Below are 24,633 nucleotides of genomic sequence, written 5' to 3'. Positions count from 1 at the left end.
ATGACAGCTATCAGCGTCAAGAATTTAGTGAAAAAATATAAGAATGGGGTGCAGGCATTAAACGGTCTTTCTCTGACGGTAAATGAAGGCGAAATTTTCTCTCTGCTGGGACCAAACGGTGCGGGAAAGTCAACCCTCATCAACGTGTTGACCACTTTTCTGCACCCTACATCCGGCAGCGTGATTTTATTTGGAAAAGACGCCGTCCATGAAGCGGCTGCAATTCGTACGCAGATTTCCTGTGTGGCGCAGCGCACTTCCATTGATTCACACCTGTCTCTTACGGAAAACATGATGTTTCAAAGCAGACTTTATCGGATACCGAAGCCGGAAGCGCAAAAACGCATGAAATCGTTAGTTTCCTGTTTCGGTTTGGAACGATATCTGAAATATCCGGTTTCGTCTTATTCCGGCGGGATAAAACGGCGGCTTGATATTGCTCTCAATATGATGTCTAAGCCAAAAGTTCTGTTTCTGGACGAGCCAACTGTCGGCATGGATATCGGGTCCCGCATGGCAATGTGGGATATGGTAAAGAAAATCAGGAATGATTTTGGCACTACGATTTTTTTAACAACTCACTATCTGGAAGAAGCCGATCAGCTAAGCGATACCATCTGCATCATGAAAAATGGGAAAGAGGTTATAGAGGGTTCCCCGAATGCTCTCCGGGAATACTTACGTCAGGATATGCTGAAAATCAACTTTTCATCGAAAGAAGAAGCCAGAAACTGTTTTGAGCCATTAAAAAGCGTGATTGAATTGAAAGAATCGGACTTGCGCCATAATAAAATCATTACCGGCCTGAAAAACGGCCATGTCGATTTAGAAAAAGCCAACCGGTGGTTGTTGGAACATGATATTCCTTTTCTGGGAATCGAAATTATGCAGCCCACTCTGGAAGACGTTTTTATTAGGTTGACCTGTGAAGATGCAAAGGAGGCCAGTTGATGGACGTTTTAACTTTACTGGGGCGAGACATAAAATGGCGTTTCCACAATGCTTTCACGATCGTGATTACCATTTTACAGCCTATGCTTTGGCTGGTTTTATACAGCGCCGTCGCCGGGCAAGCAATGCGGGGCATTGGAATCCAAAACTATACCGCTTTTATTCTCCCAGGCCTGATTGTATTGGTGAGCTTCGGAACTTGCAGCAGCAGCGGCATTATGAATTACCTTATGAAAACGGACGGCAGTTTCTACCGGATATTGATTGCCCCGGTTCAAAGAAGTTCAATTGTTCTTGGTCAGGTATTGGAAGCGGTATTATGTACCTTTCTTGAAGTTTCCATTCTATGCATTGTCAGCCTGCTTTTCTCGGTAAAAATCGCTTCGGGATTTTTGGGGCTGCTTGTAATCATTTTGCTTGTATTCATGACGTCTTTCTTTATGGCAGGGTTAACTTATGCAATCAGTCTTTGCCTTCCCAATGAAGTCCTTTACGAAACTGTGATGAACGCGATTGTTTTGCCGATTTTTTTCCTCAGTACAGCATTATTTCCGGAAGATAAATTATCCGGGGGACTTAAAATTGCAGTCAATCTGAACCCGTTTACTCATGTAATCAATGTTTTACGGGATTTAATCTTGCAGGGAAACATTGTCTCTCACGATGTAATTTCGGTTATTCTTTTACTTGCCGTTATGTGCCTGATTAGCTTTTCGTGGGCATTGCACCGATTAAAAAAGGAAACAAGTTTATAAGGGGTGGTGTCATGGCAACGACAAATATAAAAGATGTTTTGGACTACAATATAGAGGCGGTTTGGGAAGTAGTTACTTCACTTGACAACTATGCATGGAGGAGTGATTTAAGTAAAATAGAGGTCATTGATGCAGGAAAAAAATTTGTGGAATATACCAAAGACGGATATGCTACTACATTTACGATTACGTCATTCAAACCGATGAACCGGTATGAGTTTGATATAAATAATAAAAATATGCACGGTCATTGGGCGGGCCTGTTTTCACATGATAACGGGCAGACAAGGATTGACTTCACAGAAAATGTAACACCCAAAAAAAATTTTTAAAGCTTTTAATAAATATTTGAAAAAACAACAGGCTGCCTATATTGCAGATTTGCAAAAGGCTTTGGTTCTTTTATAGGTATGCTGGCTTTAACGGATTATGTTGCGTTTCCATGATTGTTCCTTCCAACAGAAACGAACCGTTGTTATGGTGAGCAAAGTCGTTACACCTAAATTTTAATTGCCATACGGCGGTTTTGAAATAAAAATCAAAGCCGCCGTTTTTTCTTTCAAAAAAGAGAATAGTGAGGGCGTAATAATTGCGCCTTTTTTTACCACGGTGGCTTTGGGACAGGAGCTTCATTTCCTCTCTTCTTGAATCTTTTCAGCCTCTGTATATGATATTTATTCTCACATATATTGACAGCATCGTGCTGATAGTGTATAGTGTATATTTAATAGCAGCACACTGAAAGGAGACATACGCTTATGAAGATTATCATCTCAAATACTTCCGACAATCCGCTCTATCAGCAGATTGAAGATCAGATAAAGGATGCGATCCTCAAGGGAGATTTAGTTGAGGGAGATCCGCTACCTTCGATCAGAGGGTTTGCCAATGATTTGAAGGTTAGTGTTTTAACTATCCGGCGGGTCTATGAGGAGCTAGAGCAGGAGGGCTTCGTCACAAGTCAGGTAGGCATCGGAACCTTTGTGTCTGCAAGTAATATTGACCTGCTTCGTGATTCAAAGCGACGCATTGTCGAACAAAAAATGCAGGATATGATCCAGACTGCAAAATCGCTGAATATCACGAAAGAAGAACTGAATGCCATGATGGACATTTTATACGAGGGTGACTGAAATGAACAATATATTAGAAGTAACAGGCTTAAACAAGTCTTACGGTGATTTTTCGCTGTCAAATGTAACTTTTTCCTTACCAGAGGATTGCATTACCGGGTTTATTGGTGTAAATGGGGCAGGAAAAACGACGACGCTCCGTTCCATTTTGAGACTGACCACAAACACGTCCGGCACTATAAAGCTTTTTGGACTGGATATGGAAAAACACGAACGCGAACTGAAAAACCGCATTGGTGTCGTAATGGACGACGGCGGTTTCTATGATGAACTTACCATGTCAGAAATGAAAAATGTTATAGCCCCCGCCTACTCTTCGTGGAGCGAACAGGATTATAAAGGCTACATGGATCGTTTTTCTCTTAATCCGAAGCAAAAAATCAACACACTTTCAAAAGGTATGCGGATGAAATACGCTCTTGCGCTTGCCCTTTCCCATAAAGCGGAGCTTCTGATCATGGATGAACCCACCAGCGGTCTTGACCCACTAATCCGCAGCCAACTGCTCACAATTCTTACAGACTATATGAAGGAAGGCGGCAAAGGCGTTTTCTTTTCAACGCATATCACCTCCGACCTTGAGAAAGTCGCCGACATGCTCATTATGATCGACCACGGCGAAATTGTTTTCCAGGAAGAAAAGGATACTCTCTTAGAGAGCTATCGTGTGGTTAAGGGAGACACAAAAGATCTGAATGAGGAAAATCGGAAGCTTTTTCAAAATATCAAAACGACGAATTTTGGCTTTACGGGAATTACCAATCAAATTAAAAAAGTACAGGAATGTCTGCTGGAAATTGTCATCGAAAGACCTACAATCGAAGATATTATGCTCGGAAATCTTGAGGGGGACAAGGAATAATGTTACTTCATCTGATAAAAAAGGACTTTGTAATCGCTAAAAAATATGTTTGGCTTATGTTCATAGTCGTTCTCTTGATCCCACCGTTTATTTTGTGGCGTATGCCGGAGCTGGCAGGCTCCATCAGTTTTGTGATCTCCGCTGTATTTGCCGTATTTATGCTTTTAATGTATGTTTCCATGAAGGAGTTCCAATACCCGAAAGCGTCGGCCATGTTATGTGCGACCCCTTATCCGCGCAGTTTGGTTGTTATGTCAAAATACGGCTTCTGCGTGGTGATCTTCGCCGCCTGCAGCGTGATTTATTGGATTGAAACGCTGCTTCTTCCGAAGCTTGGGAGTTTTAGCTTTGGAATGATGATGGCCGCTTTTGTTGGCATATCTCTGCTCATCAGTATCTACCTTCCGATCCAATTTAAAGTTGGATATGAAAAAACAAAATTTTTCTTTATTGTTGTTTTTATGGCTTCTCCAATTCTGCTCCCACAGCTATTAAAAATAAATGGGAATCCCTATTTGGCTGTCATCCAATCAATTCCTGTTGCACTTTTTTGTGTGATAGTTGCATTGGTCAGTTTGGCTTTTCTTGCTGTATCCATATTAATCAGCATTAAGATATATAGTAAAAAAGATTTGATATAGTGTGATGCTTTAAAAGGAGGGCCTGCTTTATGCCGCATTTTCCAGACTGGATGGTAGCCATATTTGTAATCCTACCCATTGTCAATCTTATTTATAAAGCTCGAAAAAAAGGACATGATTAAAGACAGGTGATAAATAATATGAAAAAAGATGTTATATTCTTATATATTATAGCTTTGGTGTGTATCGTTTTTGCTCTGGTTGAGGGCATAAGCCTAATTCTAATGAATGGGAAAACATCGACAGTGATTGGAACAATCGTTGATATTAAAACTGCCGTATCTGGAAGTAAGAATAATTCCAAATGGGCTGTCATGAGATACAATGTTGACGGAAAAACATATACACCATGCAATAGAATACAAGTACCTATGTCATCTGTAATCGGTAGCCAAATTCAAGTACGTTACTGCATAGACCAACCTAATAAACTGTATAGTGGTTCATTTACAAAATTAGCGATTGCATTTATTGTAGCAGTTATTTGCGTGGTAATCGGATATATTAAACAACGAGGAGCATAATGACATTACCTGCCAAGCAAAAAAGCACGGGTTTGGCGGGATAATTTACATGCCCTGTTTCGGCAATCCTCCAAGCTTGCAGGTTTGGAGGACTTTTTTATGTCTGTTCAAGTTTTTCAAAAAGCTATCTGGGCGCTTTCACGCGGCCGGGCGTGACCAGCGGACAGCAGATTTTATCTAGCAGGCGTTGATGCTTTTAAAAAGCCGGATTGTCTATTGGGGTCATTCTGATCTTATCCTCCACACGAAGCCGTCGCCTGAAGAAATCCTTATGCAAAAGGTTTCAATACAACAGTTTTATGAAGCTCTTGACCATCTGCCACCCATTCAGACGCGACGCGTGTACGCGAAGTATCTCACAGTCTCAATTATCAAAAATTTGGGAAGAATTTAGCTTTGGTCGATGAGTTGTCTGTCCTCGACGGCGGCAAATGTATTCTCCAACTTCGCGGCGTCCGTCCCTTCCTTTCGGACAAGTACGACATCACAAAGCATCCGAACTACAAGTACCTGTCCGATTACAATCCCCGCAACGCTTTTTATATCGAGAAATTTCTTTTCACCAAATTGAAGCCAAAGCCGGACGATGTGTTCAACACGTATTCCATTGGCCTCTCCGGGAAACCCAAAGCCGCAGAATAGCGGTTTTTAAGAATAAACACAAGTTGCCTTCATCGTCTTGCTTTAACCAACCATGGAACATTATGGATGAGTAAATCAGTTTACATTTAATGAAGCTTGGTTTATAATAAGAATGCTTACTATATGCATGATTACTATTTGGAGTGTGAAATAGGATTGTCTATACATTATTTATTAATGAAATCACATACTGCGCTAAATAAAAAAATCCTTTCTCAGGCCTATGAAATCGGTCTGTCACCCGGTCAGCCCAAAATACTGGAATACTTAGTGTCTCATAACGGAAGCGATCAAAAAACAATAGCCATCAGTTGTGAAATAGAATCCGCCACGGTTGGGAGCATCCTCGGAAGAATGGAAAATATGGGGCTTATTGAACGAAAGCAGCGCGAGGGCAACAGAAGGTCGCTTTTTGTTTTTTTGACAGACAAGGGCAGGTCGGCGGCAGCGCAAATGGAAAATATTTTTATTTCATCCGACAAGCAGGCTGCTAAGAATCTGACTGAGAAAGATATCGACGAATTGACGCGCATTTTAACAAAGATGTATTTCAATCTGACAGGCAGAAATGAATAATCAAGGGAAGTGTAAATCAATAAACATGGGGAAAAAATCATCAGAATTATTCAAGAGATACATAATTTTTGCAATCGGTCTTACGATAATGGCCTTTGGAGTTGCATTTTCGATTAAAGCAGCGTTAGGGACTTCGCCCATTTCAAGCCTTCCTTATGTGACAAGCCTATTTACTCATCTGACAGTTGGCAACGCTACCATTATTATGCACTGCGTTTTTATCCTGCTGCAGATATTGATTCTGCGCAAAGAATATAAATTGATTCAGCTGATTCAGCTTCCGGTCGCGTTTGTTTTCGGATATCTGACGGATTTAGCAATCTGGTGTATGAATGGAATAACGATTTGCTTTTATTGGCAGCAGTGGATCACTTGTGCGATCGGTATTATTTTGGTTGCACTTGGGGTGAGTCTTGAAGTTACGGCAGGCGTTGTTACTCTTGCGGGTGAAGGTGTCGTACTTGCGATCTGCCATGTGACGCGCATGAAATTCGGTTACATGAAAGTCATTTTTGATATATCGCTCGTCGCTGTGGCATCCGTGCTTTCTTTTTATTTTCTGCATCGTCTGGAAGGCGTCAGGGAGGGTACACTTGCAGCCGCAATATTTGTTGGATTGCTTGCAAAACGCTTTAATGGCAGTTTTACTGAAAAACTCTGCGCCGCGGTCATACAACCCAATCGAGTAAAAGAGAGCGAAACAGCGGAAAAGTTACCGTTCGTCATCGTAATCAACCGAGAGTTCGGAAGTGGTGGACACGAAATCGGAAAACGTGTTGCAGAGATACTTAAGCTTCCGTTTTATGATAATGAAATCGTCGACACCGTAGCCAAGGAAACTGGCCTCTCTTATCAATTCGTGGAGCAGTATGAGGAAAAGAAATCAACGAACTTCTTATATCGGCTACTTGAAGCTTTCGAAAAAGAAGAAGACCCTCACATCAATGAAACTCTGTCCGTAGACGACATGATTTTTATTTCGGAGAGCCGAACAGTCAGGCGGCTCGCAGATCAGGGGCCGTGCGTCATTGTGGGCCGCTGCGCGGGTTATCTTCTAAGAACATTTCCGCATTTGATTAAGGTATTTATTTACTCCGAATGTGACAAAAGAAAACGGCGAGCTGTTGAAACATACGGCGTTGAGGCCGATAATGCATTAACAGAAATCAATCGGATTGATCATAAGCGAAAAGAAAACTACCGGCACTATATCGGCAAAGAATGGGGTATGCGTGAAAGCTATGATCTTATGATTAATTCGAGCCTGTTAGGTATTAATAATAGTGCTAATATTATCGCAAAGGCCGCTGCAGATGTTTTTGCAGTTGAATGATGTCTTTCTAAAATCTTAATCAGACAAAACTGCAACTTTAGTTTTTGAGGGCGATTCTTCTGGGGAATAGGCCATTTGCCTGGCGCATTGCCCTTGCGAGAGACCACTTGACATTTTTGCGCGGAGTGAAAGCGTCATCGTTGGTCAAACACTTTTAAAAAAGGTGTTTGATTGTGCGTCCAGTTTGCACTGTCCCCAACCACAACTGAATAAAGCCACCGGATAACAACATGACGCTGGAGTTGATTCAGATCATAACCGATAAAAACGACCTTCACGACATGGAAATCGTCGTTTTCTTTCGGTGAATTTTCAAAACGACTTGCGCCATCCTCATCGTAACCAACACATGGAATATTGTTATGGGCATGTTCGGCGTGGTGCAAAGCGTGGTGAACCGCGCGGCAGGAATCATCGTTTCTGATACGTCCATCGACATCAGCTCCGTCATGGCGAGCCTTCAGACGCAGCTCATGACCATGGACCTCGGGCCCCTGTTCGGGTTGTGGTTCCAGAGCATTTTTGTGGGCTTTACCATGTGAGCGCTCACAATCTGCATTTTCATTATCGTGTATGGGAGGATGATCAAGATCTATTTAGCAACTTCCATCGCACCGATCCCGATGGCGACGATGCTCAACTGGAAGTGGGGCGGCATGGGTCAGAATTATCCGCGCTCTCTGTTCGCGCTGGAATTTCAGAGCTTTCTCATTATCGTCTGTGTGGCAATTTACGCCGTTTTGATAAAAAAGCATCAGCGTGGGAACGGATATCAGCAAGGCGATCTGGGCATGCATGGGCTACACGGTGCTGCTGTGCTTCACGCTTTTTAAGACTGGAAGAGCCTTGCAAGATCAATTTTTAATGCGCACTAATCAAGTAACTGAATTCAAAAACAGCGAGCCAGTATCGACAAACTTGTTGTACCACTTCAATTGGCAATTTAATGACCAACATGGGTACGTAAGCATTATATTTGATAAAACAAGCAGCAAAATAGCCAATAGTTCACTAATAGATACCGATAGTGATTCAAGTCATAAGTTTGGTTGGCCATTAGGGCTTTATAATGATCAAACTTTATACTCTGTATTTCAAAAACTAATGAAATCTCAAGGAATTAATATTGATGGGATTTTTAGTGATAATTAGGCTATTCAATCTACATAGTTTAAAAAAAGGCAGTCTTGATTGACTGTCCTTTTTTTTATGTCTAAAAGGAGATATTTATGGCCTATGTTCCTGTCCCCAAGGACTTGACCGCTGTAAAAATGAAAGTCCTGTTCAATTTAACAAAACGGTCTGCCGATGGAAAAAATCGTCCGCAGCATCGTACGGGTGCTGTTCCTGCGGCCAAAGCAGAGGTCTTATCAGACCAACAATTTTTACGCCATGCTCGGGCGGCAAAGTAAACTCGACAAGGAGGTGCGTTGGATTGTCGGTAAAAAAGTAAAAACCGGTCATGAATCGATCATTATCCCGCGCTGAGAGGCGTCAGATCGAAGCCATCGTCGTCGTCCGCCGGATTTATCAGATGACGCTGGATGGCTTTGGGCGGGAACAGATCGCCGCCGCGCCGGAAAGGGAAGTATCTTGACTCCAATATCTTATTGGCAAACGTGAGGCGTCAACCACTCTGGCAAGCATAAAGACGCACCGCCTACGAAGTGGAACAGTTCTACCGTCACCAAAATTCTTTTCTTGCAGGAGTATTGCGGGGACGTCCTCAATTTTAAGACATACAGTAAATCTTACAAGAATAAGAAACGGATTGAAAACAACCGTGATAATTGGGTTATCTTTAAGGATGTGCACGATCCGGGCATTGACCGCGCAACATGGGAAAAGGTACAGCAGAAACGAGGTAAAATCCGTAAACGAAAAACCAATGAGGGAGAAACTAATATGTTCTCCGGCCTGCTTGTCTATGCCGACTGCGGACACAATCTGCATTACCACTTCAATCAGGGGAACCCGGACATTAAGTATTTCGACTGTTCCAACTAAGGCAATCGGGGTATTTGCACTTCTACCCATTACATCCGTGTCGACTTTCTGGAACAAGTCGTGCTGGGAGAAATCCGCAGGCTCACAAAATTTGAGAGCAAGTATGAGGATAATGTGACCGAGAAAATTTCCGATGAACGGTTTTCAAAAATGGCCAAGCAATATGAGGACAAACAAAGCGGATTAGTAGGACGGATAAAAACGCTCAGGACCGAGCTTGACAAGGAAAGCCGTTGGACGGTAAGTACGGATATGTTTATTGCCACCGTGCGCAAGTATACCAGAGCCAGAAAGCTCACGCCGCGAATGCTTAATGAGCTAATAGACCATATTGAAATTCATCAAGCCGAAAAGGTGAACGGCGTATACGTCCAGAAGTTGACCATTCATTATAATTGTATCGGCTCCATTGAAATACCGGATGTTCTGATACAGACGAGAAAAGGAGTAGCCGTAAGCTACTTCCAAGCGCAGATGGCAGGATAATCACATAAAAAAGCGAGTGTCCTTACGGCATTTTCAAATGCTATAAGAACACTCGGCATGGTGTGGGTAATTCGAGCTACGAAGGAATCATCAGAAGTTAGACTTGTGAAAACATGCCAACTACTGACTCAGTAAAATTTTTTAAAGATTGGAAGTAAAAATATTTGGTCTTTAAATATCTTTCAATTAATCTGAGTTCCATATAATTATAATAAACATTATGAAAAGTTCAAGATAGGGGAGAAATGCGCCCTTTTTGTTTAATAAAGGAAGTAAGCCTTTTAAATTAGATCTCCCTTAAAAGGTTCCATGCTTTACAACTGGACATCATTGATTTATATGACCGCAGCGTGGCTGCACAAGTGAAATTAAAAAATAGATTACAAGCAATTTAGAGAATAGTTAGCTTTTGAAAAAGCCCTTGATTCCCAGAAGAGAAAACTTGAAAATCTGATATTGCATTCCGATCAGGGGAGCCAGTTTATTTCCAACTAATTTATTTTTTATTGTCGGAAACATAGTATCACGCAGAACGTGAGCGCCTTAGGGTTTGTATTTAGACAATGCTCAAATGGAACGTTATTACAATACTTTTAAAATGGGATATCAATCACTTTAATTTCCAGACTGATAAAAAATTGGCACCCGCTATTTCAGAAGTTCGCCTATGTTTGGTAAAATCAGGTTTACCCGTACTCATATAATGATTATTGAACGCCCTATGAGGTGAAATATAGATTAGACGTCATGTTACAAAAATGTTTGACCATTACAGGCAAACATGGAATGAAATTAGCATTCAATTATGCCTTTCTACAAAAATATATTGGAAATACATACACGTTTTTTCTAAAGATTGAAGCTCCGACGTCTTTTCGTATTTGCAATCGCTTTGTTGAGATGATTTTTGAATCATTGCGCGTGGTCACGCGCAATGACTTCTTTGATCTGTGAAATACGACCATTGATTAATTTTTCCCATGCACCAGGGATGCGCAGAACTTCACCTGTTCCATCATTTTGTGCAGCAATAGCAAAGTAATCACCAGGGTAATGACTGGCATGCGATGGAATAACAATGTCGACTGGTTCTTTTGCAATCTTCTCAAGAGAATGTAGGTAGTCTTCCTGAAGTGAAAGTGGCAATCGGTTTTCTTCCAATTCTGCGAGGGAAAGACCGTTGAGTCCCAGACCACCATGCATGCCGAGCAACAAGTTTTCTTTTCCACAGTTTACCGAGAGCAGAAAAGAGGTGCAGCCAGGAGTATGACCGGGTGTGTGAACAGGTTTGATGCGGATGTTACCAAAATCCATAATGTTGCTGTAATCATAATACCCAGTAACTTTAAATGTTGGAACCCTATCTTCGCATAAGAGGAGGTCGCGTCTTTTGGTGAGAAAGAAGAGATCGCCTATCGGGAAATAAATATCACAACCAGAATATTCTTGAACCAACCGTGCGGCACCGCAGTGATCAATATGCCCATGGGAAATCAGAACTTTTTTAATATTTGCCGGATCAAATCCAAGCTTGCGGATAGATTCAAAAAGAAGATAAGCGGTTTCCTGCATGGTGACATCGATCAGAATAAGGCCGCTGTTCGTATTAAGCAAATAGCTACCTACATACTTGTTGCCAATATAGTAGACATTTGGAACAACCTGATAGGGATCCATTTGGGTGAGCCATGGATTTTTGATGAAATTGTTTAGGCGGCCCATGACATCCTGTAGTAGAGCACGCGATTCTTTACTGATTTTCAAACTATCAAAACCTTTCATTGCGAGATGATTAATACTGTGCCTATGGATGAATACAAATTGGAACCCAAATCAAATAGGCAACAAGGACGACCAGAACACTTGGTAGGCCACCGAGAAAAAATTCTTTCATGGTATACTCACCTGCACCAAAGGACATGGCGGAAGGGGAAGAGGCCATTGGTGTTAACAAGGCGATGGTACCGGCGACCAATGCACCTGTCATAGCAAATTTGGGGCTGATGCCGATTCCCATAGCAATGGAAGCCTCAATGGCCATAAATAGATTCGTGACCACGATATTGTTCATGAATTGGGTTGCAATCAGTGGAACTAGCAAGAACACAGCAGCCAGTAGATATGGGTTGGTTTGGCCGCCCATCATAGACTGAAGCCCATTTGCCATCATGGTACCTGCGCCTGTATTGTTCAATGCGGTAGCCATTGGTAAGAATCCACCGACGATGAATACAACGGGCCAGTTAATAGAGGCTATGGCTTCTTTTCCGGTTTCGATGCCACAGCACACCATTAACAGTGCTCCTAAAACGGCAAGCTGGGTGGTATCAAGTGAAATGGATTTGATTAGTCCGGAAAGTACCATTAGGATAACAACACCAAAAAAAATACCATAGGCTAATTTTTCCTTACCAGGTGTCAATTTCGACTGGTTGCGTGCTGCGACAATGTGTTGATCATTAGGAAAATTTGTACGTTTGGGCATCAGTTTGTAGCCAACCAGCAAAATGAAAGCAGTAGTTATTAGCAGAATAGGTGCTTTCATGATAGCAAGGTCAAAAAAGGCAAAGCGTTCTTCCGAGCCTGTTTCTTCTAATATGGCGTTTGCAGTTAAGTAAAAAGAGACGCCTGCACCGATCGGAAATACTGCCGACCACATGTTGGCAATATCGGAAACAGGTTTGACTATGCGTTGTTTGCTTAATCCCAGATCATTACAAACTACAATGATGAATGGAATCAGGGTCGCAACTGTGGAAGCGGCGTTGAGCAGTGTTGCCATTATCATGGCAGTAACGCCAAAAATAATGACGACTAGCTTTTCACGGCCATTTTTGTTGTCTTTAAAATTGATTGACAATACATGATTGGAAATCTTTTCAGCTAAACTGGTTTTTGCGAGGCCGCCTCCTAGCACGAATAGGGCGGCAAAAGTAATGGTTGCTGTGTTGGAAAAACCGGCCCATGCTTCAGCGGTTTTTAGAACACCGGTAATGGAAAGGGCTATAGGACAGAAGATACCAACAAGGCCCAGTGGTACTTTGTTGGATATTAAGGCGATGATACAAATTAACAATATTACAAAAGTAATAATCATTGGGTTCATAGTTTCGCACTCCTTATGCTCATATTTTTTGTACCTTCGCATCATCAAATTGGCCAATTTATTGACGCATGTCACAGCTATTACTATATGAATTTGCACATCAACTGTCAAATTGTTTTTATTAAGCAATCATAAAAATAATTTATCATAAGATGATTGAAAAATCTAATTTTACCGTACTAAGCAAAAAAGGTTTCACTTTCCACAACCGATATTTTTCGGAGTGAAAAAGGAAACCTTTTGGATGAAAAGCTATCACAGTGAAGTAACTATTGAACTCTTTTTTAAATTAAAAGTAACCTTATTACAAAGGAGAAAGGGTGTCCTTTGTAACAAGGTTACTTGAATGTGCTATTTTTTCAACGGCGGGTTTCCTAAATAAGTACGAATGCATCTAAGCGATTTTTGTACTACGGAAAGCCGTGCACTTTCTCTTGTCCAAATCAGATAGATGGTGACGGATAGTGACTCGTCTATAGGAATACCAACGATTCCGCTTTCCTTCGAAAAAGAATTTTCAATTAGAAAACCGCAACCAATATTTTTTTGAATAAGCTCCTGCATAATATTGATTTGATTACAGCGATAGACAATCTTCATTTCATGCCCATTTGCACGATATTTTTCCATTAGATTGAAATTTTTAAGATAAGCATCACCAAAATAGGAGATAATAGGTTCATCACAAATATCATGAATCGAGAGCATCTTTTTAGAGGCAAGGGGATGATCCTTTGAAACGCAGAACAGAAAGCGGGTTTTTTTCCATATCAAATGACAGTATTTTATATCGGATGGTTGGTAGGGTACCATCAGTAAGTGAAGTTTCCCAGCATCGAGTAAATGTAGTAGGTTGGCTGTCATGTTGTGTGTTGTATCGATTTCAATATCCGGATATGCCTTATGGATTACGCCAAACAGTTCAGTGAAACAGGCTGCATTTGTCATATTCGGAATTCCTAATAGTAAGCGACGGTTCTGTTCAGATTTATCTAACATAATCATCTTTATATGATCGGCGTAATCTAACAAGGAAATGGCCATTTCTAAAAATTCCTTACCAGCGGAGGTAAGGAGCACTGCTTTGTTGCTGCGATCAAGCAGTCTAATTCCAAATTCAGTCTCTAAATCTTTGACCACATTCGTCATAGTGGGTTGGGTGACGTGTTGGACTTCCGCGGCTCGGGTAAAGCTTTCTGCCCGGCAGATTTCAACAAAGTAGGATAATTGTAAAAGTGTCATAGCTTATCTCCTTATGATATTTATTCGACAGCTTTGAATACAGAATCTTATAGTCGTATACGGGCATGGTTGTCCCAAAGGCCGACATAATCAAGATTGTTGGGCCATTTCCCTTTTGCCCTTCGGTGTAAACGTGCGTTTTATAGCCGTCTACCGTTGCAAATGTTCCGTTAGGCTTTATCAGCTTCGCTTCTTGTTTCAGCATGATATGGTTGTAGATTGCCATACTAAGCAAAAAAAGAGTTATAATACCCAAAACAGATAAAAGTATCTTTGCAAGCACCTATTATTTGAAATTAGCGGGCAGAAAATGCGCTTATAAGGACAAGCGCTTTACAAACATATTGTTTTAGTTGCGATGTTTTTGCAAAACAGGCTATCATGTTCGACAAACAAGATGGTTGGCTTGAATTCCAGCAGCAATTTCTCTATCTGCATACGGGAAATAACATCAATATAATTAAGCGGCTCATCCCAGATGTATAAATGCGCTTTTTCACAGAGACTTTTTGCTATCAGGACTTTCTTTTTCTGACCGCCACTGAAACTGGATATATCTTTACCGAACTGCTCTCTTGAAAAATCCAGCTTACGCAGAATGGCTTTGAACAGACCTTCGTTCAGTTCGGATGCCTGCGCAAAATCGGACAGGGTTCCGTTTAGAAACGAAGTGCTTTGAGAAACGTAGGATATTTTCAGGCCACTGCCGACGCTGAGGTCCCCTCGATAAGGAATCCTTTCTCCACAAATCAGTTTCAGAATACTTGATTTTCCACTTCCGTTATTGCCGGAAAGGCAGAGCCGGTCGCCCACTTCGATGTCGAAGAATATATCCCGGCATACGGTATGAGTACCGTAAAAAACAGTGATATTTTTTAAGGAAACGAGCTTGCTTTTATAAAATTCCGGTTGGTTGATTTTTAGGGGCTCAGAACTTTCAATATTCTTCAAGAGCTTTGATTTTTCCGTAATGGCTGACTGATGTCGGCTTTCAATTACCTTGGAGCGTTTCATCATTTTCGCGGATTGATGCCCGATATAGCCTCTGTCGGGACGTAAACCTGAATTCCGCGTCGCGTATTTGGTCTTTTCTACTTTGTCGGACCAAACGGCCTTCTCTTTTGCCGCCTTTTCTAGGCGTTTTACTTCCTTTTCCAGCTTATCATTTTCCGCAAGCTCAAAGTTGTCCTGCAGCTCTTTGTCATGAAACCATGTTGAAAAATTACCCTTTACTACTTCAATATTCGCTTTATTGATCGACAGAATGTGGTCTACACAAGCATCCAAAAAGCTCCTGTCATGGGAAACAAGAATAAAGCCTTTCTTACGGTCGAGATACCGGGAAACGAGTTCTCTTCCGTGGATGTCAAGATGGTTTGTCGGTTCGTCTATAAGCAGGAAATTGTTTTTTCTGCAAAACAGCGCCGCCAGCAGGACCTTAGTTTGTTCACCGTTCGAAAGTGTGCCAAACGGGCGGTCCAGAACGCCGTTGTCAACTTTCAAAAGGGAAAATTCCCGAACCAGTTCCCACTGCGGCTGATCCGGAGCTATTTCGGCGACGACATCCTGTGTGAACATTGATGAGTTCCCGACCTCAAATGGAAAATAACTGAAATCCACAGAGTGCGTGATTGTTCCCTGAAAAGGATATTTTCCGAGCAGGAGATTCAAAAAAGTGGTTTTTCCCCTACCGTTTCTCCCGATGAACCCCAGTTTCCAGTTCGTGTCGATTTGAAAGCTGACATTTTCAAAAATATTATCAACGCTGCCCTCATAGCCAAATGTGAGATTTGTAATTTTAATTTGTGACATTGCTTTGCCCTCCTGTATAAAAAATCGGTTGCAAGAAAGTGAATTCCCGCAACCAATCAAACAGGGTATGCCAATGCATAAAAAGCATAGCAATACACCGCGAATGTTGAAAAGAATATGGGCTTTCCTGCAAACAGGCGCAACAAAACAAACGGTATCAACCGGATGGGAAGTTTGCGCCCCAATCGTCAGCAAGAAATAGTGCTCATCTTTTCAACTCCAATCTTATGTTTTATGTTGAGATTATACCATACTTAAATGTGGGTTACAATGAAGATTATATAAAATATATGCTGCTGCTTGCAAGCACCCATTTCATATGGCTTATGTCTCCGTTCTGTTTATGACAAACGTGGATCAGTTTTCATTGTTAGACGGCAAAGTTTGCATGAGGGCAAAGAAATGTTTGGGTTCACCGGTACTAAAATATTTATACCAAGATTCCAGTGTGTTTGACCCAAAAACACCTAAATGCCCAATAATTTGTTTCGCCCACAACAAAGCTCCGGTGGAACTTGCAGTAATAAGGTTGTTATCTGCTACAGACGGCTTGTCTATATAAAAGTTTTGCCCTTTATAACCAGGAGAAATCATTTCAAGAAATCCTGGCCCATTACTGGTATGCGGACGGTTATTAAGCAGCCCAAAGTTGGCAAGTGCAACGGTAGCACCACAGATTGCACCCACCATAGCACCTAAAGAGAGAAATTCGCTTGCTTTTTCGATGATAGCACCATGCTTTGGGTCGTTCCATGTATCTGCGCCCGGTAATAGCAGCACGTTCTCTTTGCTCAGAGCAATATCCTCGATCAAGCAATCAGGCACGATTGTCAGCCCGCCCATTGTTTTGATCGGCTCTTTAGAATTACTGACCGTTTTGAGCAATACATGCGGCGCGTCCTTTTTGAAAAATCGACCAGAATTCAACTCTGAAATAACATGCCCCAGTTCCCAGTCAGCTAAAGTATCAAGAATGTAAACATAGATTGTAAACATAAATATCCTCCATTTTCATTGTGTTTCCTCCTGATAGGTAGATTGGTTTGTGTGCTTTTTATTCTACCTTATAATTGTTGACAACAGTGTGGCAACAATCTAAAATGATAAAAAGAAATTTTGAAGGGCGGATATCAGATGAAAGTTGATAGGCTTGTCAGTATTATTATGATACTCCTTGATAAAGAGCGTATAGGCGCACAGGAGTTAGCAGATATGTTTGAAGTTTCACCTCGCACAATTTATCGTGACATAGACACTATCAACATGGCGGGTATTCCTATTTGCTCAACATCGGGAGTGGGCGGGGGCTTTGAAATCATGCAGAAATACAAGATTGATAGAAAGGTTTTTTCGACTGCCGACCTTTCTGCTATCTTGATGGGGCTTTCCAGTCTTTCCAACATGATGCGAGGTGATGAACTAGTAAACGCTCTTGCTAAAGTCAAGAGTTTTATCCCGACCGATAGAGCGAAAGACATTGAATTAAAAGCAAATCAGATATATGTAGATTTAAGTCCGTGGATGGGCAACAGGAACATACAACCATATTTAGAAATTATAAAAATAGCTTTACAGGAAAGCAAGCTACTTTCGTTTGAATATGCAGATCGTTACGGAAATAAAACCGCACGAACAGCTGAGCCATATCAGCTTGTATTGAAAAGCAGTCATTGGTATATGCAAGGGTATTGCCATAAAAGAAGTGATTATCGCTTATTTAAGCTATCCCGTATATCAAACCTGCAAATGCAAGAGGAAACTTTTACACCGAGAGATTATCAAAAACCGATTTTAGACTTTGCGGAAATTCTGGAAACAATGCAAACAAAAATTAAAATTCGTATTCATAAATCTGTGATGGATCGGGTACTTGATTATTGCACTTATGAAAACTTTTCACCAGACGGTGATGAGCATTACATTGTTAGCTTTCCTTTCATAGAAAACGATTACTACTACAATATTCTTTTGGGCTTTGGGGATAAATGCGAGTGTTTAGAGCCGTTACATATCCGCGCAGAAATGAAGCGTAGAATACGTGATATAGCCACTTTATACGAAAACTAGAACAAGAAGTCTATTCTCATATTCATAATACTTTATGTTCGCGATGTTGCGCTATTCCGTTGTTTCCACGCAGGGTATACTTGTCGATTATATTTGTTCTCTTATAAACATTATGCGAAGTTCGGAGAATGTTCCGAGCTGGTCGTTGTGTAAGTAACGTTTCAGCGACAAAACACGAAAACTATTTGATTCTTGTTAACCATGAAATCAAATCGGTAATAATTTGGGTATCTTTTTTCAGACTTCTGATTGTATATGATACCCATATGTCCGTCCTCACCATCAAAATTAAGTTTGTTTATTACTTTTTTGCTATCCAATATTTTCTTAAAATCCAAAGCCATTTTCCGAAGCTCATCCTTTTTGTTGCTCACAAGAAAGGTTTTTGGAAGATTTTGAAATTCAGGGGGATTGGATATAAATGGAGTTAAAAAAACTACCACGTGTGCGAAAACCCAAAAAGTTGCGTACCATTTTTATTGGGTATTTGCTGATATTCTGTATTGTCACCTTTCTGTTGGTGGCTTTGCTCGCTACCTTTTACGCAATATTGTCATCAACCGGTGCAATTTTGCCTGGCTATTTTAGCGAAACGCAGCTTTCAAAGATGAAATACCAAATTTCAAACAGTGAAACCGTTACCCCGGATATGATTCCGGAAACATGCAGCTATGCTGTCTTTTCGCCGGAGGGCAAATTCCTTTCAGGTGATTTGAACCCGGCTGATGCGGATCAGGCATGGAAATCAACACAAGGAATAGACAGTAAAACGAATTCTATCAATCACTACTTCATCATTCCCCGGAAAAATGAAGTCTGTATTGTACGTTATACCTATATGGCACAATTCAGTTCCCTGTTGCTGCGGCGTTTCCTGCCTTACCCTGAAATTCTCTTTTTTATTTTGTTAGGAATTGGATTTCTGCTGGAGTCTTTTTTACTGGCTTCACTTCTGGGGAAAAACATGGTTCAGAAAATAAGCAGCCTGCAAAATGCTACGGAAAAAATACAGAATCAGGATTTGGAATTCACAGTAGAATCCAGCGGAATACTGGAGATTGACAATGTCCTCCGGTCTTTGGACAAAATGAAAGAAACACTGAAAGCATCCATGAAAAAGCAATGGAGAATGGAAAAGGAGCGCCGCAAGCAGATGTCCGCACTTGCGCACGATATCAAAACGCCTCTGACCGTTGTCCGTGGAAACACGGATTTACGGTTGAAAACCAATCAAACGGAAGAGCAAAAAGAATACACTGCTTTTATCCAAGAAAGTACCCACCAGATGGAGCAATATCTTAAAATGCTGATTGAAATCTCAAAAGCTGAAACTGGATATACCCTTAACAAACAACCTATTAACAGCAAATCGTTTATAGACAGTATGTATAACCAAATTTTAGCTTTAGCTGCATTTAAGAAATTAACAATAGATTTTAATACTCATAATCTGGCGGAATCTTTTGACGCAGACAACGATTTGTTGCAAAGAGCAGTTTTAAATATCGCTTCAAACGCTGTTGATTATTCGCCGGAAAACGCAAAAATTAATCTCAGCGTTGAAGCCATAGGGAACAATATATATTTTTGCATTATCGATTGTGGGAAAGGCTTTTCACCCGATGCCCTGAAAAATGCAGCTCAGCAGTTCTATATGGCTGATAAGAGTCGAACATCAAAGGCTCATTACGGAATGGGATTGTTTATAGCAAAATCTATTGTTGAACAACATGGTGGAGTGCTTCTGCTGGAAAATTCAGAAGAAACTGGTGGAGGAAAAGTGACTATTAAAATTCCTAAAAATTCAGGATAGCAAAAAATTTTCATATTAGTATTATAAAACGAAATCACGAAACACAGTTGTCTACAAACACCAGTGATAACAAAAAATCTGTACATGCCACAAAGTCTTTCTGCAGCGTAATTCACTTACGATGGGGGAGCACTTTTGTTCCTTGCAAGTTTAGAAGCAACACTAACATACTCATTGATGAAATAAACGTGTTCGGATTTCGCGCGTTTACCTCCAGCAAATTATAGAAAAATCAAAAACTATTTTCTTACGCAGTCTGTACCAATAGGACAGTATCAAAATTTTGGAAAGACTTCAAACAATGAATAGGGCGAGTGACAAATAAGGCCTTAATACAAAATGCCTTGGGGCCACTAGGCTAACAATGATAGCAGACTTTCCATAATTGATTTCGCTCCACCTTTCCGAGTCAGAAAATCGAGTGTGTTTACCTGCCCAACGGAGAGCATTTTCTGTATGTCCGGCAATATATTCAGATTGGACAAAGCCAAAGTCCTTGTGAACGGACGGATGCAGTTCTATTTTAAAGATGGTACCTGCATGGAAGCAGAAACGAAAATGGGAGAGCCCGCGAGTCGGTCAACATAAACCGACTCGCGGGCTTTTTCATTTCATTGCGTATTCATAATTTTGTTTTATTGAGGGCTCAGCTTACAAGCTTTTTACAATTAGATTACGGCTGCACAATCTTTGTTGCAATATTCGTACAAAACTTGTGGTCATGCTCAACAAATAGAATGGTAGGTTGAAATTTAAGCAATAATTCTTCAATCTGCGTTCTTGAAAAATCAAACTTGCGGAGAATCGCCTTAAATAGGCTTTCGTCTATATCGTTTTTCGAAGCGAAATCAGATAAATTCCCGCTAAGGTAAGAAGTATTCTGTGATACATAAGAAATCAGAAGATGGCTGCCTATTTCAAGACTCCCAGAGCAGGTTATATCTTCTCCGCAAATCAGTTTAAGAATACTCGACTTGCCCGAACCATTTTTACCAGAAAGAGCGATACGGTCGGCCTGCTCAACAATAAAACTGATATTCTGGCAAACAGCTTTTTCACCATAAAAAATGGAGACATCCTTAAGCGACACAAGCTGCTTTTTGTAATACGAAAGCTGCGTAATTTTCAGACTTTCGGATTTCTCAAGATTTTTAAGCGGATTTGATTTATCAGCGATTGCCGGTTACTGCCTTGCTTCAATCGTTTTAGCCCGTTTCATTGCCTTTTTTGCTTTTGCTCCCTCTGTTGGGCGGCGGTTTAAGCCCTTTTCGGTCTTTGCGGGATCAAATCCGATTTTTCTATTTTCAGCCACATTGATTTTGTTTGTAAGCTTATCCAGCACTTCATAGGGAAAGTATTCAAAGGTAACGGAAGCAGATATTGTGCTTATATATTCAGATTTTTTAAGTAAGAGATTCAGAAAAGTCGTTTTCCCACGACCGTTCCTTCCGGTAAACCCCAGCTTTCAAATACGCTTATCTCTGCCGATATAATGGCAGGACAAAGTTATATCAGTTGAGTAAAAAAAGGCAACTTCCTTGCAGAGACATAACAAAACTAGCGGAACATGTCGCTTTCAAATTTTGTAATGCGTTAAAATATCATTAAGAAATATTGCGCATCTTTTTAACTCCAATCCATCAATTTTATATCATTATATCAAATACAAATTTTTTGAAAGCAAGGAGGAGCAAAATGAATTTGCAGAATAGAAGGCAAAATGGGATATGAATATAGATAAGAGCTCCAGCGGAGTTCTTATCTATAATTCACAAAAAATATTTTTAAAAAGCTCTTGCAAGTGACGTTACGTCATGTAGTACAATGAAAATAATCTTAAAAAAAGAATATCTTAGCCATATCCAACAGTTCAAAGGAGGCTATGACATGGGAAAAGTGAATGGAAACTGGATTTCTATTGGCAAATTGGCAAACCTCTGCGGAGTTAGCGTTCGTACACTTCAGTATTATGATAAGTGCGGCTTGTTACATGCCTCGTTAACTGATGGCGGCCGGCGCGTGTATTCGCGGGAAGATCTTCTGGTGCTCCAGCAGATTCTATTTCTGAAATCCCTCGGTTTTCCGCTTAACGAGATTGGTAAAAAAATTCTTCCGGAGAGCAGTAACTCGAATCTTGAAAAAATTTTTATCCGGCAGCGGGAAATTTTATCAAAACAAATTGAAGGTTTGCAAAAAATAGTTGATGTTCTCGACATTGCCGTTGACGACGCACGCCATGGGCGTGAGATCAGTTTTATAAAACTCATGAGTATTTTGGGATTGATGAAGGAAGGGCAGCCTTATACTTTTATTATGCTTTATTTCAGCGATGAACAATTCAAAAACATCGCGGAGCGTTTTAATCATTCCGACATTTATGAGGCGTTTGCCAATAAAGCATCCTTGTTGTTCGCAAGACTTGAGGAGCTTTCAAAACAGAACGTAGACCCCAAAGGCAAGGAGGGCCAGGAGTTTGCACGCCGCTGGTGGGAGATGGTGTGCGAATTTGCCGCCGGAAACCGCGAAATGCTGCACACGCTCATATCCTCGGGCCGCGATATGGCCAACTGGCCAAAAGAGGCGGAGCATCTGCGTGAGCTGATGGAAAAATTCCTTTCACCGGCACTCGACGAATATTTTAGGCGAAATGGTATTTCAATTGATGAGGGGGTAATTTGATATTATGGATGAGACGGTAGTGTCTGTCAAAGGATTTGTTAAAAAATACGGCTCTCTCACAGCCGTGGACGGTATTGATTTAAATGTGCGGCGCGGAGAAGTGTTCGGGCTTTTGGGAGCAAACGGCGCAGGGAAAACCACTACTTTTGAATGCCTTGAGGGGCTTCGCAAATCCGACGGCGGGAATTTGTGCGTGGCGGGCTGTAACCCGCAGACCGAAACGCGGGCACTGCGTAGAAAGCTCGGCGTACAGCTCCAATCATCCTCACTGCCTGGCAGTATCCGCGTAGATGAGGCTATCACCCTTGTTACCGCGTGGCAAGATGCAACTGTTTCAGCAGAATTGATTGAGAAGCTTGGGGTCAAAGAGCTTCTCAGAAAGCAATACCGGCAGCTTTCCACCGGACAGAAACGGCGCGTGCATTTAGTGCTGGCTCTTTGCGGTCACCCCGAAGTCGTGATTCTTGACGAGCCGACAGCCGGGCTCGATGTAGAAAACAGGGCGCAACTTCACGATGTAATACGCGGTATTAAAACACAGGGTGTTACCGTGTTACTTGCAACTCACGACATGGCCGAAGCGGAGACCCTTTGCGATAGAATGGCCATCCTTGTGCGTGGGAGAATTGCGGCTTGCGGCACGCCTGAACAGATCACAGCCGCAGGCAGCCTGCAAACCCGGGTGCGTCTGCGCACGGCGCGTGGATCAATGCTGCCAGGCGCAGACATGCACTTCGCCGCATTTAAAGGGGCAAAGGACGGATATCTTGAATGGAACTGTGAATCTACGGCCGATGCGGTTATCGAGATTCTTGGGCAGGTACGGGACGCCGGAGACACTGTGGAAGACTTACGAGTAGAACGTCCCTCACTCGAAGAACGATTTCTGGAATTAATACGAGAAGGGGAAATAAAATGAATGCTTTTTTAAAATATCTTTGTATACAGTTTAAAATGGACCTGCGCGACAGGGGAATCCTGATGACCTACTATCTCGTTCCTTTGCTGTTTTTTGTAGTGGTTGGCTCTGTCTTTTCCTCTGTTAATCCATTGATGAAATCGACTCTTGCAGCGTCAATGAGTATCTTTGCCGTTACGATGGGAGCGATAATGGGCACTCCCATTCCGATTGTAAAAGCGCGTGAATCGGGGACTCTGCGCGCCCTGCGCGTTAGCGGTATCCCCAGCGCGGCGGTATTGTTTGTACAGGCGCTTAGCGCGTTGTTGCATCTTACCATCGTATGTGTGATTATTTACTTTGTTTCGCCTGTACTTTTACACTCATCGATACCCAATAGTTCTGCTGCCTACGCGGCGGTGCTTATCATCTTTTTGATGGTTACAATTGCGGTCGGGCTGCTGATTGGAAGTCTTGCGCGCAATCAGTCAATGTCAAGTATGTTGTCAATGATCGTATTTTTTCCGACTGTAATGCTCAGCGGCATCATGTTTCCATCCTCGATGTTGCCGCAAGTGTTCCGGTGGATAGGATATGTTTTTCCATCAACTTACGCTTTGCAAGCAATCACTGGTTTTGCTTATGGGGCCAAAACCGATTTGAGGCCTGGCATGTCCATATGCGTGCTTGTGGGAATAGGGTTTATCGCGTTGGCAATTGCCGTCTGGCGATTTGGTGCTATACAGCAAAGCGAACAGGAGTAATTTTTATATCATAAATTTTCTAAATATAGCACAAATAAATCCAGCTATAAATGAACACCCATTGCCGTTGTGACGGATCAAGGCCGAAGTAGGCCGCAAGCTGCTTGGGTTTTTGGAACAAAAAAATCCCAGGTTTCAGAAAGAATGACAATGGTCAAATGCAGGTCAATGCCGGGAATTGTTTGCAGCAAGGTAAGATCCTCTCGTATGTAGGTTCCTGTTCCAATAATTCTAGCTAGCCCTCGATCGGTAAATTAGTGTAGGGGGATTGCCTCGTTACACGCTTGAAATCAAAGATTATCTGTGATAAAATGTAAAAGTCATCGGAGGGTATATAATATA

The 24,633-nt window shown here is 41.5% G+C and carries 21 protein-coding genes and 5 pseudogenes; 18 read left to right on the top strand and 8 right to left on the bottom strand.

Annotated elements, in window-relative coordinates; genetic code table 11:
- The 3 genes and pseudogenes from ACVS9P_RS09065 (at position 1) to ACVS9P_RS09055 (ending at position 2,114) form a co-directional block, all read left to right on the top strand.
- On the top strand, positions 1–951 hold the full coding sequence (locus tag ACVS9P_RS09065) for an ATP-binding cassette domain-containing protein (protein ID WP_452103230.1): 951 nt from the start codon (positions 1–3) through the stop codon (positions 949–951).
- Positions 951–1,706 (top strand): ABC transporter permease, encoded by a 756-nt coding sequence (locus ACVS9P_RS09060; RefSeq protein WP_452103229.1) that lies wholly within the window; start codon positions 951–953, stop codon positions 1,704–1,706. Before ACVS9P_RS09065 ends, ACVS9P_RS09060 begins: the two co-directional genes overlap by 1 nt.
- A gap of 11 nt (positions 1,707–1,717) precedes the next feature.
- Positions 1,718–2,114: pseudogene (locus tag ACVS9P_RS09055) on the top strand (SRPBCC family protein).
- Here ACVS9P_RS09055 and ACVS9P_RS09050 read toward each other — a convergent pair.
- A complete protein-coding gene (locus tag ACVS9P_RS09050; RefSeq protein ID WP_452103228.1) occupies positions 2,109–2,339 on the bottom strand; it encodes a hypothetical protein in 231 nt (76 codons plus the stop codon). The pseudogene ACVS9P_RS09055 and the gene ACVS9P_RS09050 overlap by 6 nt on opposite strands.
- A gap of 125 nt (positions 2,340–2,464) precedes the next feature.
- Here ACVS9P_RS09050 and ACVS9P_RS09045 point away from each other — a divergent pair, with 125 nt between their 5' ends.
- The 9 genes and pseudogenes from ACVS9P_RS09045 (at position 2,465) to ACVS9P_RS09005 (ending at position 8,905) form a co-directional block, all read left to right on the top strand.
- Positions 2,465–2,839, top strand: a complete 375-nt coding sequence (locus tag ACVS9P_RS09045; RefSeq protein WP_452103227.1) for a GntR family transcriptional regulator — start codon at positions 2,465–2,467, stop codon at positions 2,837–2,839.
- Between the two features lies 1 nt (position 2,840).
- Complete coding sequence (locus ACVS9P_RS09040; RefSeq protein ID WP_452103226.1) at positions 2,841–3,701, top strand: ABC transporter ATP-binding protein; 861 nt, start codon at positions 2,841–2,843, stop codon at positions 3,699–3,701.
- The gene (locus tag ACVS9P_RS09035) at positions 3,701–4,342 is read left to right on the top strand and encodes an ABC-2 transporter permease (protein WP_452103225.1); all 642 of its coding nucleotides are present in this window, start codon (positions 3,701–3,703) and stop codon (positions 4,340–4,342) included. Before ACVS9P_RS09040 ends, ACVS9P_RS09035 begins: the two co-directional genes overlap by 1 nt.
- A 140-nt stretch (positions 4,343–4,482) precedes the next feature.
- The gene (locus ACVS9P_RS09030) at positions 4,483–4,866 is read left to right on the top strand and encodes a hypothetical protein (protein WP_452103224.1); all 384 of its coding nucleotides are present in this window, start codon (positions 4,483–4,485) and stop codon (positions 4,864–4,866) included.
- Between the two features lie 336 nt (positions 4,867–5,202).
- Positions 5,203–5,508, top strand: a pseudogene (locus tag ACVS9P_RS09025) (VirD4-like conjugal transfer protein, CD1115 family); the annotation flags it as partial.
- Between the two features lie 123 nt (positions 5,509–5,631).
- Positions 5,632–6,084, top strand: coding sequence for a MarR family winged helix-turn-helix transcriptional regulator (locus ACVS9P_RS09020; RefSeq protein WP_452103223.1), 453 nt, complete (start codon positions 5,632–5,634; stop codon positions 6,082–6,084).
- Positions 6,085–6,172: 88 nt separating this feature from the next.
- Positions 6,173–7,417: a DUF6198 family protein gene (locus tag ACVS9P_RS09015; protein ID WP_452103222.1), complete on the top strand. Its 1,245-nt coding sequence runs from the start codon at positions 6,173–6,175 to the stop codon at positions 7,415–7,417.
- A 230-nt stretch (positions 7,418–7,647) separates the two neighbouring features.
- Positions 7,648–8,292: pseudogene (locus tag ACVS9P_RS09010) on the top strand (VirB6/TrbL-like conjugal transfer protein, CD1112 family); the annotation flags it as partial.
- 354 nt (positions 8,293–8,646) lie between these two features.
- Positions 8,647–8,905 (top strand): annotated as a pseudogene (locus ACVS9P_RS09005) (hypothetical protein).
- Positions 8,906–8,947: 42 nt separating this feature from the next.
- Here the strand turns inward: ACVS9P_RS09005 and ACVS9P_RS09000 are convergent.
- The gene (locus tag ACVS9P_RS09000; RefSeq protein ID WP_452103221.1) at positions 8,948–9,454 is read right to left on the bottom strand and encodes a hypothetical protein; all 507 of its coding nucleotides are present in this window, start codon (positions 9,452–9,454) and stop codon (positions 8,948–8,950) included.
- A 30-nt stretch (positions 9,455–9,484) separates the two neighbouring features.
- Between ACVS9P_RS09000 and ACVS9P_RS08995 the strand changes: the two genes are divergently transcribed.
- On the top strand, positions 9,485–9,910 hold the full coding sequence (locus ACVS9P_RS08995; RefSeq protein ID WP_452103220.1) for a DUF4368 domain-containing protein: 426 nt from the start codon (positions 9,485–9,487) through the stop codon (positions 9,908–9,910).
- A 912-nt stretch (positions 9,911–10,822) separates the two neighbouring features.
- On the opposite strand, the gene ACVS9P_RS08990 is transcribed toward ACVS9P_RS08995, so the two are convergent.
- The 5 genes from ACVS9P_RS08990 to ACVS9P_RS08970 form a co-directional block, all read right to left on the bottom strand.
- The gene (locus tag ACVS9P_RS08990) at positions 10,823–11,674 is read right to left on the bottom strand and encodes an MBL fold metallo-hydrolase (RefSeq protein WP_452103219.1); all 852 of its coding nucleotides are present in this window, start codon (positions 11,672–11,674) and stop codon (positions 10,823–10,825) included.
- A 40-nt stretch (positions 11,675–11,714) separates the two neighbouring features.
- Positions 11,715–13,016 (bottom strand): SLC13 family permease, encoded by a 1,302-nt coding sequence (locus ACVS9P_RS08985; protein ID WP_452103218.1) that lies wholly within the window; start codon positions 13,014–13,016, stop codon positions 11,715–11,717.
- A gap of 351 nt (positions 13,017–13,367) precedes the next feature.
- Positions 13,368–14,258, bottom strand: a complete 891-nt coding sequence (locus ACVS9P_RS08980) for a LysR family transcriptional regulator (protein ID WP_452103217.1) — start codon at positions 14,256–14,258, stop codon at positions 13,368–13,370.
- A 333-nt stretch (positions 14,259–14,591) separates the two neighbouring features.
- Positions 14,592–16,070, bottom strand: a complete 1,479-nt coding sequence (gene abc-f, locus ACVS9P_RS08975; protein WP_452103216.1) for a ribosomal protection-like ABC-F family protein — start codon at positions 16,068–16,070, stop codon at positions 14,592–14,594.
- 357 nt (positions 16,071–16,427) lie between these two features.
- Positions 16,428–17,066 carry a type 1 glutamine amidotransferase family protein gene (locus tag ACVS9P_RS08970; RefSeq protein ID WP_452103215.1) on the bottom strand — a complete coding sequence of 213 codons (639 nt, stop codon included), beginning with the start codon at positions 17,064–17,066 and terminating at the stop codon, positions 16,428–16,430.
- A gap of 138 nt (positions 17,067–17,204) precedes the next feature.
- On the opposite strand from ACVS9P_RS08970, the gene ACVS9P_RS08965 reads away from it, so the two are divergent.
- Positions 17,205–18,137: a helix-turn-helix transcriptional regulator gene (locus tag ACVS9P_RS08965; RefSeq protein ID WP_452103214.1), complete on the top strand. Its 933-nt coding sequence runs from the start codon at positions 17,205–17,207 to the stop codon at positions 18,135–18,137.
- Between the two features lie 421 nt (positions 18,138–18,558).
- A complete protein-coding gene (locus ACVS9P_RS08960; protein WP_452103213.1) occupies positions 18,559–19,950 on the top strand; it encodes a sensor histidine kinase in 1,392 nt (463 codons plus the stop codon).
- Between the two features lie 673 nt (positions 19,951–20,623).
- Here the strand turns inward: ACVS9P_RS08960 and ACVS9P_RS08955 are convergent.
- Positions 20,624–21,190: pseudogene (locus ACVS9P_RS08955) on the bottom strand (ATP-binding cassette domain-containing protein); the annotation flags it as partial.
- Positions 21,191–21,837: 647 nt separating this feature from the next.
- Between ACVS9P_RS08955 and ACVS9P_RS08950 the strand changes: the two are divergent.
- Genes ACVS9P_RS08950 through ACVS9P_RS08940 form a run of 3 tightly spaced genes read left to right on the top strand, consistent with a single transcriptional unit; the run spans position 21,838 to position 24,291 of the window.
- Complete coding sequence (locus tag ACVS9P_RS08950) at positions 21,838–22,629, top strand: MerR family transcriptional regulator (RefSeq protein ID WP_452103212.1); 792 nt, start codon at positions 21,838–21,840, stop codon at positions 22,627–22,629.
- 4 nt (positions 22,630–22,633) lie between these two features.
- A complete protein-coding gene (locus ACVS9P_RS08945) occupies positions 22,634–23,548 on the top strand; it encodes an ABC transporter ATP-binding protein (protein WP_452103211.1) in 915 nt (304 codons plus the stop codon).
- A complete protein-coding gene (locus tag ACVS9P_RS08940) occupies positions 23,545–24,291 on the top strand; it encodes an ABC transporter permease (protein ID WP_452103210.1) in 747 nt (248 codons plus the stop codon). The genes ACVS9P_RS08945 and ACVS9P_RS08940 overlap by 4 nt, the downstream gene beginning before the upstream one ends.
- The last annotated feature ends 342 nt before the right edge of the window (positions 24,292–24,633 follow it).

The sequence above is a fragment of the Caproicibacterium sp. NSD3 genome (assembly GCF_053613275.1).
Note: the sequence above shows the minus strand (reverse complement) of the source record. Positions and strands in the feature narration are given on the sequence as shown.